Origin of the sequence: Sphingomonas ginsenosidivorax (assembly GCF_007995065.1) — a bacterium.
GTDB lineage: Bacteria > Pseudomonadota > Alphaproteobacteria > Sphingomonadales > Sphingomonadaceae > Sphingomonas > Sphingomonas ginsenosidivorax.
Genome location: NZ_VOQR01000001.1, coordinates 3,695,275 through 3,710,545 on the forward strand (window position 1 = coordinate 3,695,275; position 15,271 = coordinate 3,710,545).

The 15,271-nt window shown below is 69.2% G+C and carries 13 protein-coding genes; 12 read left to right on the plus strand and 1 reads right to left on the minus strand.

Annotated features, from left to right (window positions below):
- Window positions 1-6: 6 nt before the first annotated feature.
- The 9 genes from FSB78_RS17010 (at window position 7) to FSB78_RS17050 (ending at window position 7,808) form a co-directional block, all read left to right on the plus strand.
- Window positions 7-756: a flagellar basal body rod protein FlgF gene (locus FSB78_RS17010; protein ID WP_147083732.1), complete on the plus strand. Its 750-nt coding sequence runs from the start codon at window positions 7-9 to the stop codon at window positions 754-756.
- 11 nt (window positions 757-767) lie between these two features.
- The gene (gene flgG / locus FSB78_RS17015; RefSeq protein WP_147083733.1) at window positions 768-1,556 is read left to right on the plus strand and encodes a flagellar basal-body rod protein FlgG; all 789 of its coding nucleotides are present in this window, start codon (window positions 768-770) and stop codon (window positions 1,554-1,556) included.
- On the plus strand, window positions 1,556-2,281 hold the full coding sequence (locus tag FSB78_RS17020; protein WP_147083734.1) for a flagellar basal body L-ring protein FlgH: 726 nt from the start codon (window positions 1,556-1,558) through the stop codon (window positions 2,279-2,281). Before flgG ends, FSB78_RS17020 begins: the two co-directional genes overlap by 1 nt.
- On the plus strand, window positions 2,281-3,375 hold the full coding sequence (locus FSB78_RS17025) for a flagellar basal body P-ring protein FlgI (RefSeq protein WP_147083735.1): 1,095 nt from the start codon (window positions 2,281-2,283) through the stop codon (window positions 3,373-3,375). The genes FSB78_RS17020 and FSB78_RS17025 overlap by 1 nt, the downstream gene beginning before the upstream one ends.
- Window positions 3,372-3,689 carry a rod-binding protein gene (locus FSB78_RS17030; RefSeq protein WP_147083736.1) on the plus strand — a complete coding sequence of 106 codons (318 nt, stop codon included), beginning with the start codon at window positions 3,372-3,374 and terminating at the stop codon, window positions 3,687-3,689. The genes FSB78_RS17025 and FSB78_RS17030 overlap by 4 nt, the downstream gene beginning before the upstream one ends.
- Window positions 3,686-5,032: a flagellar hook-associated protein FlgK gene (flgK, locus tag FSB78_RS17035; RefSeq protein WP_147083737.1), complete on the plus strand. Its 1,347-nt coding sequence runs from the start codon at window positions 3,686-3,688 to the stop codon at window positions 5,030-5,032. Before FSB78_RS17030 ends, flgK begins: the two co-directional genes overlap by 4 nt.
- A gap of 10 nt (window positions 5,033-5,042) precedes the next feature.
- Window positions 5,043-5,942 carry a flagellin N-terminal helical domain-containing protein gene (locus tag FSB78_RS17040; RefSeq protein WP_242008368.1) on the plus strand — a complete coding sequence of 300 codons (900 nt, stop codon included), beginning with the start codon at window positions 5,043-5,045 and terminating at the stop codon, window positions 5,940-5,942.
- 101 nt (window positions 5,943-6,043) lie between these two features.
- Window positions 6,044-6,907: a flagellar motor stator protein MotA gene (motA, locus tag FSB78_RS17045; protein ID WP_147083738.1), complete on the plus strand. Its 864-nt coding sequence runs from the start codon at window positions 6,044-6,046 to the stop codon at window positions 6,905-6,907.
- Between the two features lies 1 nt (window position 6,908).
- Window positions 6,909-7,808 carry a flagellar motor protein MotB gene (locus FSB78_RS17050; protein WP_147083739.1) on the plus strand — a complete coding sequence of 300 codons (900 nt, stop codon included), beginning with the start codon at window positions 6,909-6,911 and terminating at the stop codon, window positions 7,806-7,808.
- 210 nt (window positions 7,809-8,018) lie between these two features.
- On the opposite strand, the gene FSB78_RS17055 is transcribed toward FSB78_RS17050, so the two are convergent.
- Window positions 8,019-8,519 carry a Ros/MucR family transcriptional regulator gene (locus FSB78_RS17055; protein WP_147083740.1) on the minus strand — a complete coding sequence of 167 codons (501 nt, stop codon included), beginning with the start codon at window positions 8,517-8,519 and terminating at the stop codon, window positions 8,019-8,021.
- 294 nt (window positions 8,520-8,813) lie between these two features.
- On the opposite strand from FSB78_RS17055, the gene FSB78_RS17060 reads away from it, so the two are divergent.
- The 3 genes from FSB78_RS17060 (at window position 8,814) to FSB78_RS17070 (ending at window position 15,249) form a co-directional block, all read left to right on the plus strand.
- Entirely contained in the window at window positions 8,814-10,634 is a 1,821-nt protein-coding gene (locus FSB78_RS17060) for a DUF885 domain-containing protein (protein ID WP_147083741.1), read from the plus strand.
- Window positions 10,635-10,939: 305 nt separating this feature from the next.
- Complete coding sequence (locus tag FSB78_RS17065; protein ID WP_199743211.1) at window positions 10,940-12,136, plus strand: DUF2252 family protein; 1,197 nt, start codon at window positions 10,940-10,942, stop codon at window positions 12,134-12,136.
- A complete protein-coding gene (locus tag FSB78_RS17070) occupies window positions 12,136-15,249 on the plus strand; it encodes a helicase-related protein (protein WP_199743212.1) in 3,114 nt (1,037 codons plus the stop codon). Before FSB78_RS17065 ends, FSB78_RS17070 begins: the two co-directional genes overlap by 1 nt.
- Window positions 15,250-15,271 lie beyond the last annotated feature (22 nt).

Sequence of the window (15,271 nt, forward strand, 5' to 3'; positions counted from 1 at the left end):
ATCTAGATGGACAAGCTTGTCTATACCGCGGCGACCGGGCTGAAGGCGTTGATGGCCGCGCAGGCCGTCACCGCCAACAACATGGCGAACGTGTCGACCATCGGCTACCGCGCCGACCGCGTGGTGTTCGACCGCATCGACCTGAAGGGCGGCGGCACGCTCGAGACGCGCTCGCCGACCGCGGAGGAAGTGACCTCGTCGGACACCTCGCCGGGTGCGATCCAGCAGACCGGGCGTCCGCTCGACGTCGCGCTCAACGGCACCGATACCTGGCTCGCGGTACAGGCGGCCGATGGCGGCGAGGCGTATACGCGCCGCGGCGACCTGCAGGTCGCGCCGTCGGGCGTGCTGCAGACCGGCGACGGCCATCCGGTGATCGGTGCCTCGGGCCCGATCACGATCCCGCCCTATACCTCGATCTCGATCTCGGGCGACGGCACGATCTCGATCGTCCCCGAGGGCGGCGACGCCAAGGCGCCGCAGATCCTCGACAAGCTGAAGCTCGCCAGCACCAAGGGGTCGCTGACCTCGAAGGGGCTCGACAATCTGCTCCACGTCCAGGGCGGCGGCGCGCTGCCCGAGGATGCCGAGGGCAAGGTCGTCGGCGGTGCGCTCGAGGGATCGAACGTCAACATCACGCAGGCGCTGGTCGACATGATCCAAAACCAGCGAAACTACGAAGTCCAGGCCAATCTGTTGAAGTCGGCCAAGGACATGGATGAGGGCGGTGCATCGCTGATGCGCCTGCCGAGCTAAGGGAAGAAGCCATGAGCAGCGCAGCAATGCACATCGCACGCACCGGGCTCGACGCCCAGGACATGCGGATGCGCGTCATCTCGAACAACCTCGCGAACGTGAACACCACCGGGTACAAGAAGGACCGGGCGGCGTTCGAGACGCTCGCCTATCAGGTCGTGACCACGCCCGGCGCGCAGAGCACCGCCGAGACGAAATATGCGACCGGGCTCAACCTCGGCACCGGCGTGCGCGTCCAGGGCACCGAGCGGATCGATACGCAGGGGTCGCTGTCGACCACAGGCAATTCGCTCGACGTCGCGCTCGACGGCAATGGCTATTTCCAGGTGCAGCTGCCGGGCGGCGAGCTCGGCTATACCCGCGCGGGCAATTTCTCGCGGTCTGCCGAGGGCCTGCTGGTGACGTCGGAGGGCTATCAGGTCCAGCCCGGCATCACCGTTCCCGAAGGCGCGACCGCGATCACGATCGGCACCGACGGCACCGTGTCGGCGACCGTCGCCGGGCAGACCGAGCCGTCGCAGATCGGCCAGATCCAGGTCGCGAGCTTCCCGAACGCAGCGGGGCTGCTGGCGAAGGGCGACAACTACCTCGCCGAGACCGCAGCGAGCGGCGCGGCCAATCTCGGCATCGCCGGGCAGGAGGGCCGCGGCAACATCCGCCAGGGGATGCTCGAGGCGTCGAACGTCAACGTCGTCGAGGAACTCGTCGACATGATCGAGACGCAGCGCGCCTACGAGGTCAATTCGAAGATGATCTCGGCCAGCGACGACATGCTCAAGTACATCAACCAGAACGTCTGATGGCCAGCCGCACCCCCTTCCGCCTCGGCGTCCACTGGATCGAGATCGGCCTCGGCGTCGCCGCTGGCGCGCTGGTCCTCGCCGCGCTCGCGCCGTACCCCGCCGATGCCGGCCTGTTCGGCAAGAAGGCGCCGCCGGTCGATTTCTCGGCCGCGCACGCCCCCGTCATGGCGCCGCCGCCGGCACCCGCCAACGGCTCGATCTTCCAGGTCGCAGACGGCTATGCGCCGCTCTACGAGGGCTGGCGCGCGCGCCGCGTCGGCGACCCGCTGACGATCGTGCTGGTCGAGCGGACCGCCGCGAGCAAGTCGTCGGCGTCGAAACTCAACTCGGACGGCAGCATCGGCGTGACCCCGCCGGTCTCGGGTCCGCTGTCGTTTCTGAAGTCGGGCGCGCTGTCGGGCGGCGCGTCGCGTGGCTTCACGGGTCAGGGCGCGGCCGACCAGTCGAACTCGCTGTCGGGCGAGATCACCGTGACGGTGGCCGCGAGCTATCCCAACGGCACGATGCTGGTGCAGGGGCAGAAGCGCGTGACGCTCAACCGCGGCGACGAGTTCGTCCAGATCAAGGGCCTCGTGCGCACCGCCGACATCGACGCCAACAACCGCATCCTGTCGACCCGCGTCGCCGATGCGCAGATCGCCTATACCGGCAAGGGCGACGTCGCGCGCGCCAGCCGCCAGGGGTGGCTCGGCCGCTTCTTCTCCGTCGTGAGCCCGTTCTGATGATCCGCTATTTCCTCGCGCTGCTCGCAGGCCTCGCGCTTGCCGCCCCGGCGCACGCCGACCGGATCAAGGACCTGGGCGGGTTCCAGGGCATCCGCGCCAACCAGCTGACCGGCTACGGCATCGTCGTCGGCCTGCCCGGCACCGGCGACGACAATCTCGAATACACCGTGCAGTCGCTCAAAGCCGTCGCCTCGCGCTTCGGGCTGCAGCTGCCGCCGGGCGCCAATCCGTCGATGAAGAACGCCGCGGTGGTGCTCGTCACCGCCGAGCTGCCGCCGTTCGCCAAGCCCGGCCAGCGGCTCGACATCACCGTCGCGTCGATGGGCAAGGCGAAGAGCTTGCGCGGCGGCAGCCTGATCCTGACGCCTTTGCTCGGCGCGGACAACCAGGTGTACGCGATGGCGCAGGGCAACCTCGCGGTCGGCGGGCTCGGGGCGGAAGGCGCCGACGGTTCCAAGATCGTCGTCAACATCCCCTCGACCGGCCGCATCCCGGAAGGCGCGACCGTCGAGCGTGCGGTCGCGACCGGGTTCGAGACCGCGCCGATGCTGACCTTCAACCTGCAGCGTGCCGATTTCACCACCGCGCAGAACGTCGCCGCGGCGATCAACCAGCGCCTCGGCTTCGGCACTGCGCAGGCCATCGACGCGGTCTCGGTCGCGGTCCGCGCGCCCGCCGGCGCCGACGTCCGCGCGACGCTGATGAGCGAGATCGAGAATCTCGACGCCACCTCGGCCGAAGCCTCGGCAAAGGTGATCGTCAACGCGCGCACCGGTACCGTCGTGATCAACTCGGCGGTGCGCGTCAGCCCCGCCGCGGTCACGCACGGCAAGCTGACGGTCCGCATCGACGAGAGCCAGCAGATCGTCCAGCCCGCGCCGTTCAGCCAGGGCCAGACCGCGATGCAGCAGAAATCCGCGGTCGCCGTCGAAGAGGAGAAGCGCCCGATGTTCCTGATGAACCCCGGCCCGAAGCTGTCCGACATCGTGAAAGCGGTGAACGCGATCGGCGCGTCGCCTGCAGACCTGGTCGCGATCCTCGAAGCGCTCAAGGAAGCCGGCGCGCTGCGTGCCGAGTTGATCGTCCTGTGAGCGGCGTGATCGGCGCCACCGGCGGGATCTCGGTCGACACGAGTCGGCTGAAGTCTTCGGAGAACCTCAAGAAGGCGGGCGAGAAGTTCGAGGCGGTGTTCGACGGCCTGATGCTGAAATCGATGCGGCAGGCGAAACTCGCCAACCCGCTGTTCGATTCGAAGGCGATCGACACCTTCACCGAGATGCAGGACGCACAGGTCGCGCAGTCGATGGCCGAGCATGCGCCGATGGGGATCGGCAAGGCGATGACCGAATTCCTCGCCAAATCGCAATCCGATCTTAACTCTGTTCCGCCAGAACCGATCAAATGAGCGACCTGCTGTCGATAGGGGCGAGCGGCGTCAACGCGTATCAGAGCGCGCTGTCGACCGTATCCGAGAACATCGCGAATACCGGCGTCGCCGGCTATTCGCGCCGTACGGTCTCGTTGAAGGAAGTCGGCGCGGCCGGCACCAGCCTGACATCGACAGCGCTGAACAGCGGCAGCGGCGTCGTCGCCACCGGCATCAACCGCGCGGCCGACGCGTTCCGCAACGCCGCGGTCCGATCGTCGAGCGCCGACCTGGCGCGTACCGAGGCCGGATCGACCTGGCTCGACGGCATCCAGAGCGCGCTGACCGGCAACAAGCTCGGCACGCAGCTCACCAGCTTCTTCAATTCGGCGACCGCGCTCGCCGCCGATCCCACCTCGACCGCGTCGCGCGCGACGATGCTGGAGGGCGCGACCTCGCTCGCCGCGGCGTTCACCGCGACCGGCACCGCGCTCGGCACCGTCGCGACCACGCTCGACGCGACCGCCACCCAGGCGACGCAGAGCCTGGGCGCGCTCGGCGCCGCGCTCGCCAAGGTCAATGACGGGCTCGCCCGCACGCAAGCAGGGACCGGTGCCGCCGCCGGCCTCGCCGACCAGCGCGACCAGCTGCTCGAACAGATGAGCGCGATCGTCGACGTCTCCGCGACGATGGATTCGGCCGGCCGCGCCACCGTCAAGGTCGGCGGCGATTCGGGGCCGGTGCTCGTCGCCGGCAACGAAGCGGGCAGCGTCGCCTATGAACGCAGCGCCACGGGGCAGGTGTCGTTCGCGGTGATCCGCGCCGGCACCGTCGCGTCGATGACTCCCTCGGGCGGCGCACTCGCGGGCATCGCCGACGGCGCGCAGCGTGTCGCCGACGCGACCGAAGCGCTCGGCGATCTCGCCACCAGCTTCACCAGCCAGGTCAACGCCGTCCAAGCACAGGGCCGCGATCTCGACGGCAATGCCGGAACCGCACTGTTCGCGACCGGCGGCTCGCCGCTCGACATCCGCGTCGCGCTGACCGATCCGCGCGGCATCGCCGCCGCGAGCGCCACCGGCAGCGCGCGCGACGCGTCGAACCTCGCCGCGCTGCAGGCGGTCCGCGTCAGCGGCGGGTTCGAGGCCGGCAACACCGCGGTGATCGCGACCAACGCCGCCGCGCTGGCGCAGCGCAAGACGGTCGCCGATGCGCAGGGCGCGATCCGCGATGGTGCCATCAGCGCGCGCGACGGGGTGTCGGGCGTGTCGCTCGACAACGAAGCGGTCGACCTGATGCGCTTCCAGCAGGCGTACCAAGCGTCGAGCCGGATCATCCAGGTCGCGCGCGAGACCTTCCAGTCGATCCTCCAGATCCAGTGATGACCCAGTCATGACCATGCAGATTTCCACCAGCGTCTTCTACGACCGTGCCGCGAACGCGATCGGCTCGACGAGCGCGAAGACCGACGCGCTCAACACGCAGATCGCGTCGACGAAGAAGTTCCAGGCGCCGTCGGACGATTCGGTCGCGTATCAGCGCCTCGCCGGGCTCAGCCGCTCGACCGCGGACGGCAAGTCGTACGACGCCAACCTGACGATGGCGGCGTCGCTGCTGCAACAGGCCGACACCACGCTGTCGGCGATGACCACGCAGCTGCAAAAGGCGTCCGAACTCGCGATCCAGGCGAACAACGGCACGCTGAACGCGTCGCAGCGCGCGGTCATCGGCCAGCAGCTGAGCGGCATCGCCGACACGATCGCGGGCCTCGCCAACATCAAGGACCTGCGCGGCCAGCCGCTGTTCGGCGGTGCCGATGGCGGCGCGGCGGTCACCAGGACCGCCGACGGCCGCTACAGCTATGCCGAAACCGCGCCGTCGCCGATTCCGATCGGTGACGGTCAGACCGTGCAGGCGGGCGAGACCGCGTCGCGCGTGCTGAAATTCGGCGACAAGGATGCGCTGAGCGTCATCGCCGGGCTCGCCGCCGCGCTGCAGTCGGGCGAGGACCTCGGCACGGCCGGTGCGACCGCGATCGACGACCTGTCGGCGGCGGGCACGCAGGTGACCGCGATGCAGGCGTCGCTCGGCGCTCGCGCCGCGCGCGTCGACCTGCAACAGGCCGCGCAGAAGGACATCGCCACCGATCGCGAGGAAACGCGGTCGGGGATCGAGGATACCGATGTCGTCGCCGCGACCGTCGAGCTGCAGAAGCAGATGACGATCCTCAACGCGACCTCGGCCAGCTTCACCAAGCTCTCGTCGCTGTCGCTCTTCAATTACCTGAAGTGACCACGTTCTGAATCGAGCGGGCTGGTAACCGCTTGGCTACCAAATCCGGTTAACGTCGCGCGTACCAGCCGATCCCGGCCGCGCAGGGGGAATTTCACACCATGTTTGCCGCGATCGGCTTTGTCGTCCTGCTCGTCATGGTATTCGGCGGTTTCGCCTTTACCGGCGGTGCGCTGGGCCCCGTCATGGAGGCCATCCCGCACGAGATGCTGATCATCGGCGGCGCCGCGGCCGGCGCGCTGATCATGGGCAATTCGGGCAAGGAACTGAAGGCCGTCGGCGGCGGTCTGGCCAAGGTCTTCAAGGGCCCGAAATATACCAAGCAGGACTATCTCGACGTCATCTTCCTGGTGTCGAAGCTGATGAAGATGTTGCGGATGGAGGGCCCGATGGCACTCGAACCGCATGTCGAGGATCCGCAGTCGTCCGCGCTGTTCGCCGAATATCCGAAACTGCTGAAGGACCATTCGCTGGTCAACCTGATCGCCGACACGCTGCGCCTGGTCGTGGTGTCGTCGGGGACGCTCGACGTCCATGCGGTCGAGGACGTGATGGACAACGCGATCAAGACGCACCACCACGAGGTCGAGGGGCCGCACAGCACGCTGACCAGCCTCGCGGACGCACTCCCCGCGCTCGGCATCGTCGCCGCGGTGCTCGGCGTGGTGAAGACGATGGGCTCGATCGACAAGCCGCCGTCGATCCTCGGCGCGATGATCGGATCGGCGCTGGTCGGCACGTTCATGGGCGTTCTGCTCGCTTACGGGGTCGTCGCGCCGCTCGCCAACCGGCTGAAGCAGGTGATCGACGCCGACGCGGCGATCTATGGCGTGGTCAAGCAGATCATCATCGCCTCGCTGCACGGCCATCCGCAGCCGCTGGTGATCGAGGCGGCGCGCTCGGGCATCGCGCACAGCAACCAGCCCGGCTTCGCCGAGGTGTTCGACGGTCTGAGGGGTCGCTGAGATGGCACGCGCACCGCACGGGGCGAACGTGCCCCCCAAGATCATCTACAAGAAGATCTATATCGAAGGGCATGGCGGCCATCACGGCGGCGCCTGGAAGGTCGCGTACGCCGATTTCGTGACCGCGATGATGGCGTTCTTCCTGCTGATGTGGCTGCTCGGCGCGACCACCGAGAAGCAGCGCCGCGGCATCGCCGACTATTTCGCGCCGACGCTGATGGACACGCGCTCGCTCGGCGTCGGCGGCGGTGGCCTGCTCGGTGGCGAATCGCTGCTGAGCAAGAACAAGCTCGGGCCCCATGCCGGGCAGACCATGATGCAGTCGATCGCGATGCCGCTCAGCGGGCAGGGCGGCGAGAACACCGGTACCGGCCCCAAGGGCCAGCTCAACAACCCGACGCTCGCCGCCGAGGATCGCAAGAACTTCGATTCGATGCGGCGCAAGGTGCTGGCCGAGATCGCCAAGGCGCCCAAGCTCGCGGGCCTCGCCAGTCATGTCCGCTTCGTGCCCACGCAGGAGGGGATGCGGATCGACCTGGTCGACGACGCCGATTATTCGATGTTCGCGCTCGGCACCACCGCGCTCGACCCGCAGGCGAGCGAGCTGATCGGGATGATCGCGGAGACGATCCGCAGTTCGGCCAACCCGATCATGATCCGCGGCCATACCGATGCGGTGCCGTATGGCGATCCGCGCGCGATGAACAACTGGATGCTGTCGTCGGGCCGCGCCGAGGCGACGCGGCGGCGGCTGTTGCAGGGCGGCACGCCCGAGGAGCGCTTCGAACGGATCGAGGGCGTCGCCAACCGCGAACCGCTGATCAAGGACGCGCCGACCGACCCGCGCAACCGGCGGGTGGCGATCACGCTGCTGTACCGACGCGGCAGTTTCCGCAGCTAGCGACCTCGTCATCCCAGGAGGTGGAGGGGTTTCCCAATCCCGTTCGCCCTGAGCGCAGTCGAAGGGCCCTGTCCCCGAACGCGGTACCCTGGACGCTGTACTTCGACTTCGCTCAGCACGAACGGAAGGTCGAGCCGGAACCCCGGCATCACGAAAAAGGCCGACGGGAACCCCCGCCGGCCTTTTTGCATCCGGTACGGATCGACGCGCCTATTCGGCGGCGGCTGCCGTCTTGCGCTTGCGCGGGGCCGCGGCGGCGCCGGCGGGGGCCGCGTCGGCGTTGCGCGCGCCGGGCTTGCGGCCGAGACCGATCTTCTTGGCCATCGCGCGGCGGCTTTCCGAATAATTCTCGGCGACCATCGGGTAATCGGGCTTCAGGCCATAGCGTTCGCGATACTCGGCCGGCGTCATGCCATGCGTCGCGAGGTGGCGGCGCAAGGTCTTGTACGACTTGCCGTCGATCATCGAGATGATGTGATCCTTCGACGCCAGCGACTTCCGTGCGGTAACCGCAGGCGTGTACTCGACCGGCGCTTCGACGGGCTCGGCTTCGGTCGTCGTGCCCAGCAGCGACGACACCGTCTCGTGCATCTTGCCGAGAAACGCCGGAACCTCTTCGGCCGAAATCCGGGTATTCGGATTACCCAGCCAAGCAATCGTGAGTTCGGTTGCCAGTTCGAGTGGGCTCAGGTCGGTGTTATCTTCGGACATAGATCACTCCATTGGATGGGCGTGCACTAACCTCAACGATTATCTGTTTCAACAGAGAACATCAACTTGTCACTATGGACTACGTAAAATTACGGTAAACATGGTTACTTGGCATCTAAGTGTTTGCGATAAAAACGAAATATATCGGTTTTCGATCTAAATCGGGCGGTGCCGGGCGACTCATCCGAAGCGGCGGAAGTCCACGGCGTGAAACGTCACCGAAATGCGCTGGCAGCGCGGACGGAAATCGGCGTAGCTTGGGGCTATCAACGCGCAAAACAGGGGTCGCAGTCCATGGATCGTCGTCAATTCCTAGCGTCCGCAGGCGCCACCGCGCTGGCCGCCCCGTTCGTTACCGCCCCGTTCGTTCCCGCAGCTGCATGGGCGCAAACCGGCGATGCCGCGCTGAACGCCGAGTTCGACCGGATCTTCACCGACCAGGTCGCGCGCCAGCCCGAACTCGCGACGTCGCTCGGTCTCGACAAGGGCGCGATGGCGGATGCCAAGCGGCGGCTGTCGCCGCGCACCCCGGCCAAGCGCGCGCAAGATGTCGCGCAGACCAGGGCCGCGCTCGGTCGGCTGAAAAACTTCGACACCGCCGCGCTGTCACCGTCCGCCAAGTTGAACCTCGAGGTCGTGCGCTATTCGCTCGATACGCAGATCGCCTCCGACGCTGCGTTCGGGATCGACAGCGCGATCCGGCCCTACCGGATCTTCCAGCAGGGCGGCGCCTATTTCTCGACGCCCGATTTCCTCAACACCGCACATACCATCGCGGTGAAGTCGGACGCCGACGCCTATCTGTCGCGGCTCGACCAGTTCGCGACCGTGCTCGACCAGGAAAGCGCGATGCAGCAGGCCGAGGCCGCCAGGGGCCTGCTCGCGCCGGGCTGGTCGCTCGACCTGACGCTCGGCCAGATGCGCAAGCTGCGCGCGCAGCCCGCCGCGACGTCGAGCATCGTCCAGTCGCTCGTCAGGCGCGCGTCCGCCAAGGGCATCGCCGGCGACTGGCAGGCGCAGGCCGCGCGGATCGTCGAGGGCAAGGTCTATCCCGCGCTCGACCGCCAGATCGCGCTGATCGAGCGGTTGCGCCCGACCACCAAGCCCGGCGACGGCGTCTGGCGCGTGCCGAACGGCGACGCGATCTACGCGATGGCGCTCAACCAGGCGACGACCACGACGATGAGCCCCGACGAGGTCCACCGCATCGGCCTGGCGCAGGTCGCCGAGATCAGCGCGCAGCTCGACACGATCCTCAAGTCGCAGGGGTTCTCGAGCGGTACGGTCGGCGAGCGGCTGGCGAAGCTCAACGTCACGCCCGCCGAGCTCTATCCGAACACCGATGCCGGGCGGCTCGCGCTGATCGCGGGGCTGAATGACGGCGTGAAGGCGATGTACGCGAAGCTGCCGGAGATGTTCGCGACGGTGCCGACGCAGCCGCTCGAGATCCGCGCGGTGCCCGTCGAGATCCAGGACGGCGCGTCGAACGGCTATTACAACCGCGCCTCGCTCGACGGCTCGCGCCCGGCGATCTACTTCGTCAACCTCAAGGACGTCGGCGACTGGCCGAAATACACGCTGCCGGCGCTGACCTATCACGAGGGCGTGCCGGGCCATCACCTGCAGATCAGCCTGGCGCAGGAGTCGAAGGACATCCCGATGCTCCGGAAAATCGGCTTCTTCTCGGCCTATTCGGAAGGGTGGGCGCTGTACGCCGAACAGCTCGCCGACGAGCTGCACGCCTATGCGACGCCGCTGGAGCGCGCGGGCTATCTGCAATCCTTCCTGTTCCGCGCCGCGCGGCTGGTGGTCGACACCGGGATCCACGCCAAACGCTGGAGCCGCGAGACCGCGACAGATTACATGGTCGGCGCCACCGGCTTCGCGCGCCCGCGCACGCAGCGCGAGGTCGAGCGCTATTGCACGCAAGGCGGGCAGGCGTGCAGCTACAAGGTCGGCCACATGGCCTGGACGCGCGCGCGGGCGAAGGCCGAGGCGGCGCTCGGCGCGAAGTTCGACCTCAAGCAGTTCCACGAGATCCTGAAGGAAGGCGCGATGCCGCTGACCATCCTCGAACGCCGCGTCGACGAGCGGATCGCGATGATGCGGGGCTGAGGGGCGCCATCTGAATCCTCCCCCGCCAGGGGGAGGTGGCGCGCGCAGCGCGACGGAGGGGGCGGATGGGGTGACGGCCGTTCCGTGTCCTCCCCCTCCGTCACCTTCGGTGCCACAGTGCGAGGTCGATCATGCTCCCAGCATGATCTTGGATTGCCGGGGGCAATCCAACCTCGCACTCCCTGGCGGGGGAGGATGAACGGGTACAGCCGCGCACATAATTCGTCCTGATCTGCGGCAAACATCGTATCCAAATCCGTCCCCCCGCGTTCATCGGCGGTGCCTCCGTCCCCGAAAGCCTGTCGATGAAGATGCCGTCGCCCGAGCAGCGTGCCGACCTGCTCGATCATACCCGCGCGCTGAAGATGGCACGCTCGGCCCATGCCTATGTTCGCGGCAACACGCGCAAATTCTACGAATGGCTGGCCGACGATACGGCGTCGAAACGGATCCCCGTGGGGCCGCGGGTGTGGATCTGCGGCGACTGCCATCTCGGCAACATGGGGCCGATCGTCGACCGTGACGGCGCGGTCGAGGTGCAGATCCGCGATCTCGACCAGGCGGTGATCGGCAATCCGGCGCACGACCTGATCCGCCTCGGCCTGTCGCTCGCCACCGCGGCGCGCGGTTCGGACCTGCCCGGGATCACCACTGCGCGCATGGTCGAGGAGATGGTCGAGGGGTATGGCGCAGCGCTGCGCGATCCCGGCGACGATGCCGGCCCCGAACCCGATGCGGTGCGCAGCGTGCGCCGCCGCGCGCTCGGCCGGCGCTGGCGGCATCTGGCGCGCGAACGGCTCGACGATATCGAGCCGACGATCCCGCTGGGCGCGAAATTCTGGCCGCTCGAGGCGCAGGAGCGCGACGGCGTCGCGCGGCTGGTCGAGGACCGCCGGGTCGCCGAGTTGATCGTCGGGCTCGACGGCCGGTCGGGCGCGCGGAAGGTCGGCCTGGTCGACGCGGCCTATTGGATGAAGGGATGCAGCTCGCTGGGGCTGATGCGCGTCGCCGCGATCGCCGCGTTGCGCGAGGGCAAGCGCACCGACCATGCGCTGATCGACGTGAAGCAGGCGGTGGCGCCGCTCGCGCCGGCGGCAAAGGGAGCGGCGATGCCCGACGATCCGGCCGAGCGCGTCGTCGCGGCGGCGCGCGCGCTGTCGCCCTATCTCGGCGGGCGGATGGTCGCCGGCCGGCTGCTCGACCATTCGGTGTTCGTCCGCGAACTCGCACCGCAGGACCTGAAGCTCGAGGTCGAGCAGTTCAGCCGCGGCCAGGCGGTCAAGGCCGCGCGCTACCTGTCGTTCGTCGTCGGCAAGGCGCATGCGCGGCAGATGGACGACGCCACCCGGCACGACTGGGCGCGAACGCTCGACAGCGGGCGCAGCCATGCGATCGACGCGCCGTCCTGGCTGTGGGACAGCATCGTCGCGCTCGCCGGACGCCACGAGACGGGGTATCTCGACCATTGCCGCCGCTTCGCCGCCGGCAAGGCGGTGCATTGATGCCGCGCATACCCGAACCTCTGCCCGTCGCGCCGCTCGCCGCGATGCTCGTCGCGCAGGCCGCCACGGGCGACGTGCTGTTCGCGAGCATCGACGAACAGCGCGCGACCGCGGTCGCCGCGATCGCCGCGGCGCTCGCGCCCGATATCGCCGTCATCCACCTGCCGTCGAGCGATGCGCTGCCGGGCGACGAGGCGCCGGCCTCCCCCGGCAATATCGGCTGCCGCGTCGCGGCGCTGCGCCGGTTGCGGCTGGCGGCGGGGACGCAGACCGTCCTGCTGGTCACCACGGCGGAGGCGACCGCTGTCGCCTATGCCGAGCCCGCGGCATTCGACACCGCGCCGCCAGGAATCCGGGTCGGCGACACGATCGACCTTGCGGCCTTCGCCGAGACCGCGGCCGCGGTCGGCTATGTCGCGGACGACCGCGTCGACGAACCCGGCGAGGTCGCGATCCTCGGCAGCGTGATCGACGTCTTTCCCGCCGACCATGCCATGCCGGTGCGCATCGCGGTCGCCGACGGGCAGGTCGCCGCGATCAACGCCTATGATCCGGTCACCCAGCTGACGATCGAGCCCAAGGAGCGGATCGAGATCGGCCGCGCGAGCGAGCCCGATGCGGTCGACGGCGTCTCGATCCTCGCCCACCTGCCGGACGCGTCGCTCGCGTCGGATCCTGGTGCCGAGCTGCGCCGCACGCGGTTCCTGACGATCGCGGAGGAGGCGCGTCGGCTGCGGCAGGGGGGCGCCGCGATCCCGGTGATCGACGACGCCCGCTGGACGAAAGAGGCCGGCGCGCGGTCGACCGTCGCGCTCGATGCGGCGCCGCCGCCACCGCCGCGCTTCGCCGAGCGCCGCGATCCCGCGCGCGCCTTCGGTCGGTTCGCCAAGGGCGTGGTCGAGGACGGCCGGCTGCTGCTGGTCGGGTCGCCGCGCGACCTGCGCTTCATCGCCGCCCGGCTGGAGCGCGCCACCGGCATCGTCGCCGAGCCCGTCGCCAGCCTGGCCGATGCGATCGCGGCGCCCGCCGGTCGCGCGATGCTGCTGACCGCTCCGGTCGATCGCGGCTACGTGCACGGCGAACTGACCGTCGTCGCGGGCGGTGACCTGCTCGGCGGCCGCGCGGGCGAGGACGAGCGCGGCGCCGCGACCAGCGATGCGCTGTTCGGCGAATTCGGCGAGCTGCGCATCGGCGACGTCATCGTCCACGAGGATTTCGGGATCGGCGTGATCGCGGGACTCGAGCCGCTCGACGAGGGCGACGCGATCGCGCTCGATTATGCCAAGGGCGGCCGGCGGCTGGTCCCCGTCACCGAGGCGGACCGGATCTGGCGCTATGGTGCCGATGCCGACGCGGTGACGCTCGATGCGCTCGACGGATCGAGCTGGCAGAAACGCCGCGGCGCGATCGACGCCGCGATCGCCGAGAGCGCGCGCGAACTCGCGGCGATCGCGGCGGCGCGCGACGCGCGGACCACCGACAGGATCGAACCCGATGCCTCGGTCTATGAACGCTTCGCCAGCGGGTTCGCCTTCACCGAGACCCCCGACCAGGCGCGCGCGATCGCCGCGGTCCGCGAGGATCTCGCCAGCGGCACGCCGATGGACCGGCTGGTCGTCGGCGATGTCGGTTACGGCAAGACCGAGGTCGCGCTGCGCGCCGCAGCCCTGGTCGCGCTCGCCGGACGGCAGGTCGTAATCGCCGCGCCGACCACCGTGCTGGTCCGCCAGCATCTCGAGCTGTTCACGCGCCGGTTCGAGGCGACCGGCGTCGTGGTCGCCGGCCTGTCGCGGCTGTCGAGCCCGGCGGAGAAGAAGCGCGTCAAGGCGGGGCTCGCCGACGGCTCGATCCACGTCGTCGTCGGCACCGGTGCGGTCGCCGGCAAGGGCGTCGACTATGCCGACCTCGCGCTGGTCGTGATCGACGAGGAGCAGCGCTTCGGCACCGCGGACAAGGCCAAGCTGCACGGCCTGGGCGCCGGCCATGTCCTGACGCTCAGCGCGACGCCGATCCCGCGGACGCTGCAATCCGCGATGGTCGGGCTGCAGACGATCTCGGTGATCGCGACGCCGCCCGCGCGCCGCCAGCCGATCCGCACGTCGGTGACGATCTTCGACGATGCGACGGTCCGCACCGCACTGCTGCGCGAACGCGGGCGCAGCGGGCAGAGCTTCGTCGTGGTCCCGCGGATCGAGGACATGGACCCGCTCGCCGAGAAACTCGCGCGGCTGGTCCCCGAACTGCGTATCGTCACCGCGCACGGGAAGATGCCGGCGGGCGAGCTCGACGACGCGATGGTCGCGTTCGCGAACGGCCGCGGCGACGTGCTGCTCGCGACCAACATCATCGAGGCGGGGCTCGACGTGCCGCGCGCCAACACGATGATCGTCCACCATGCCGACCGCTTCGGGCTGTCGCAGCTGCACCAGCTGCGCGGGCGGGTCGGGCGCAGCGGGCGGCGTGGGCAGGTGCTGCTGACCACCGCGGAGGGTGCGACGATCGCCGACGCGACGCTCAAGCGGCTGCGCACGCTGCAGGCGTTCGACCGGCTCGGCGCGGGCTTCGCGATCAGCGCACGCGACCTCGACCTGCGCGGCGCGGGCGACCTGGTCGGCGAGGCGCAGGCGGGGCACATGAAGCTGATCGGCACCGACCTGTACCAGCATCTGATGGCGCATGCGCTGCGCGCCGCGCGCGGCGAGGCGGTCGACCTGTGGGTGCCCGAACTGCATCTCGAGCTGGCGGCGTGCCTGCCCGACGACTGGATTCCCGACATGGGCGTCCGGCTGTCGCTCTACGCGCGGCTGGCGCGGCTGCCCGACAGCGCCGCGCTCGACGCGTTCGAGGCGGAACTGGAGGACCGGTTCGGCGCGATGCCCGCGGCGGCGCGCGACCTGCTCGACATCGCGCGCATCCGGGCGATGGCGCGCGCGATCGGCATCCGGCGCATCGACGCCGGCCAGGCGGCGATCGCGCTCACCCCGCGCAAGCCCGGCGATGCCGCGCCCGAGGGGCTTGCGGACAAGAACGGCCGCTGGCTGCTCAAGGACGCGATCGCCGACCCGGTCGAGCGGGTCCAGCGGGTGCGCGACCTGCTGGAAGCGATCGAATGACCCGCGATCGTGCCGGGACGTC

Coding starts and splice junctions, on each gene's coding strand:
- FSB78_RS17065 (WP_199743211.1), top strand. CDS start 10,940: ATGAAGATGCCGTCGCCCGAGCAGCGTGCCGACCTGCTCGATCATACC.
- FSB78_RS17040 (WP_242008368.1), top strand. CDS start 5,043: ATGACCATGCAGATTTCCACCAGCGTCTTCTACGACCGTGCCGCGAAC.
- FSB78_RS17055 (WP_147083740.1), bottom strand. CDS start 8,519: ATGTCCGAAGATAACACCGACCTGAGCCCACTCGAACTGGCAACCGAA.
- FSB78_RS17060 (WP_147083741.1), top strand. CDS start 8,814: ATGGATCGTCGTCAATTCCTAGCGTCCGCAGGCGCCACCGCGCTGGCC.
- motA (WP_147083738.1), top strand. CDS start 6,044: ATGTTTGCCGCGATCGGCTTTGTCGTCCTGCTCGTCATGGTATTCGGC.
- FSB78_RS17070 (WP_199743212.1), top strand. CDS start 12,136: ATGCCGCGCATACCCGAACCTCTGCCCGTCGCGCCGCTCGCCGCGATG.
- FSB78_RS17010 (WP_147083732.1), top strand. CDS start 7: ATGGACAAGCTTGTCTATACCGCGGCGACCGGGCTGAAGGCGTTGATG.
- FSB78_RS17020 (WP_147083734.1), top strand. CDS start 1,556: ATGGCCAGCCGCACCCCCTTCCGCCTCGGCGTCCACTGGATCGAGATC.
- FSB78_RS17025 (WP_147083735.1), top strand. CDS start 2,281: ATGATCCGCTATTTCCTCGCGCTGCTCGCAGGCCTCGCGCTTGCCGCC.
- flgK (WP_147083737.1), top strand. CDS start 3,686: ATGAGCGACCTGCTGTCGATAGGGGCGAGCGGCGTCAACGCGTATCAG.
- flgG (WP_147083733.1), top strand. CDS start 768: ATGAGCAGCGCAGCAATGCACATCGCACGCACCGGGCTCGACGCCCAG.
- FSB78_RS17050 (WP_147083739.1), top strand. CDS start 6,909: ATGGCACGCGCACCGCACGGGGCGAACGTGCCCCCCAAGATCATCTAC.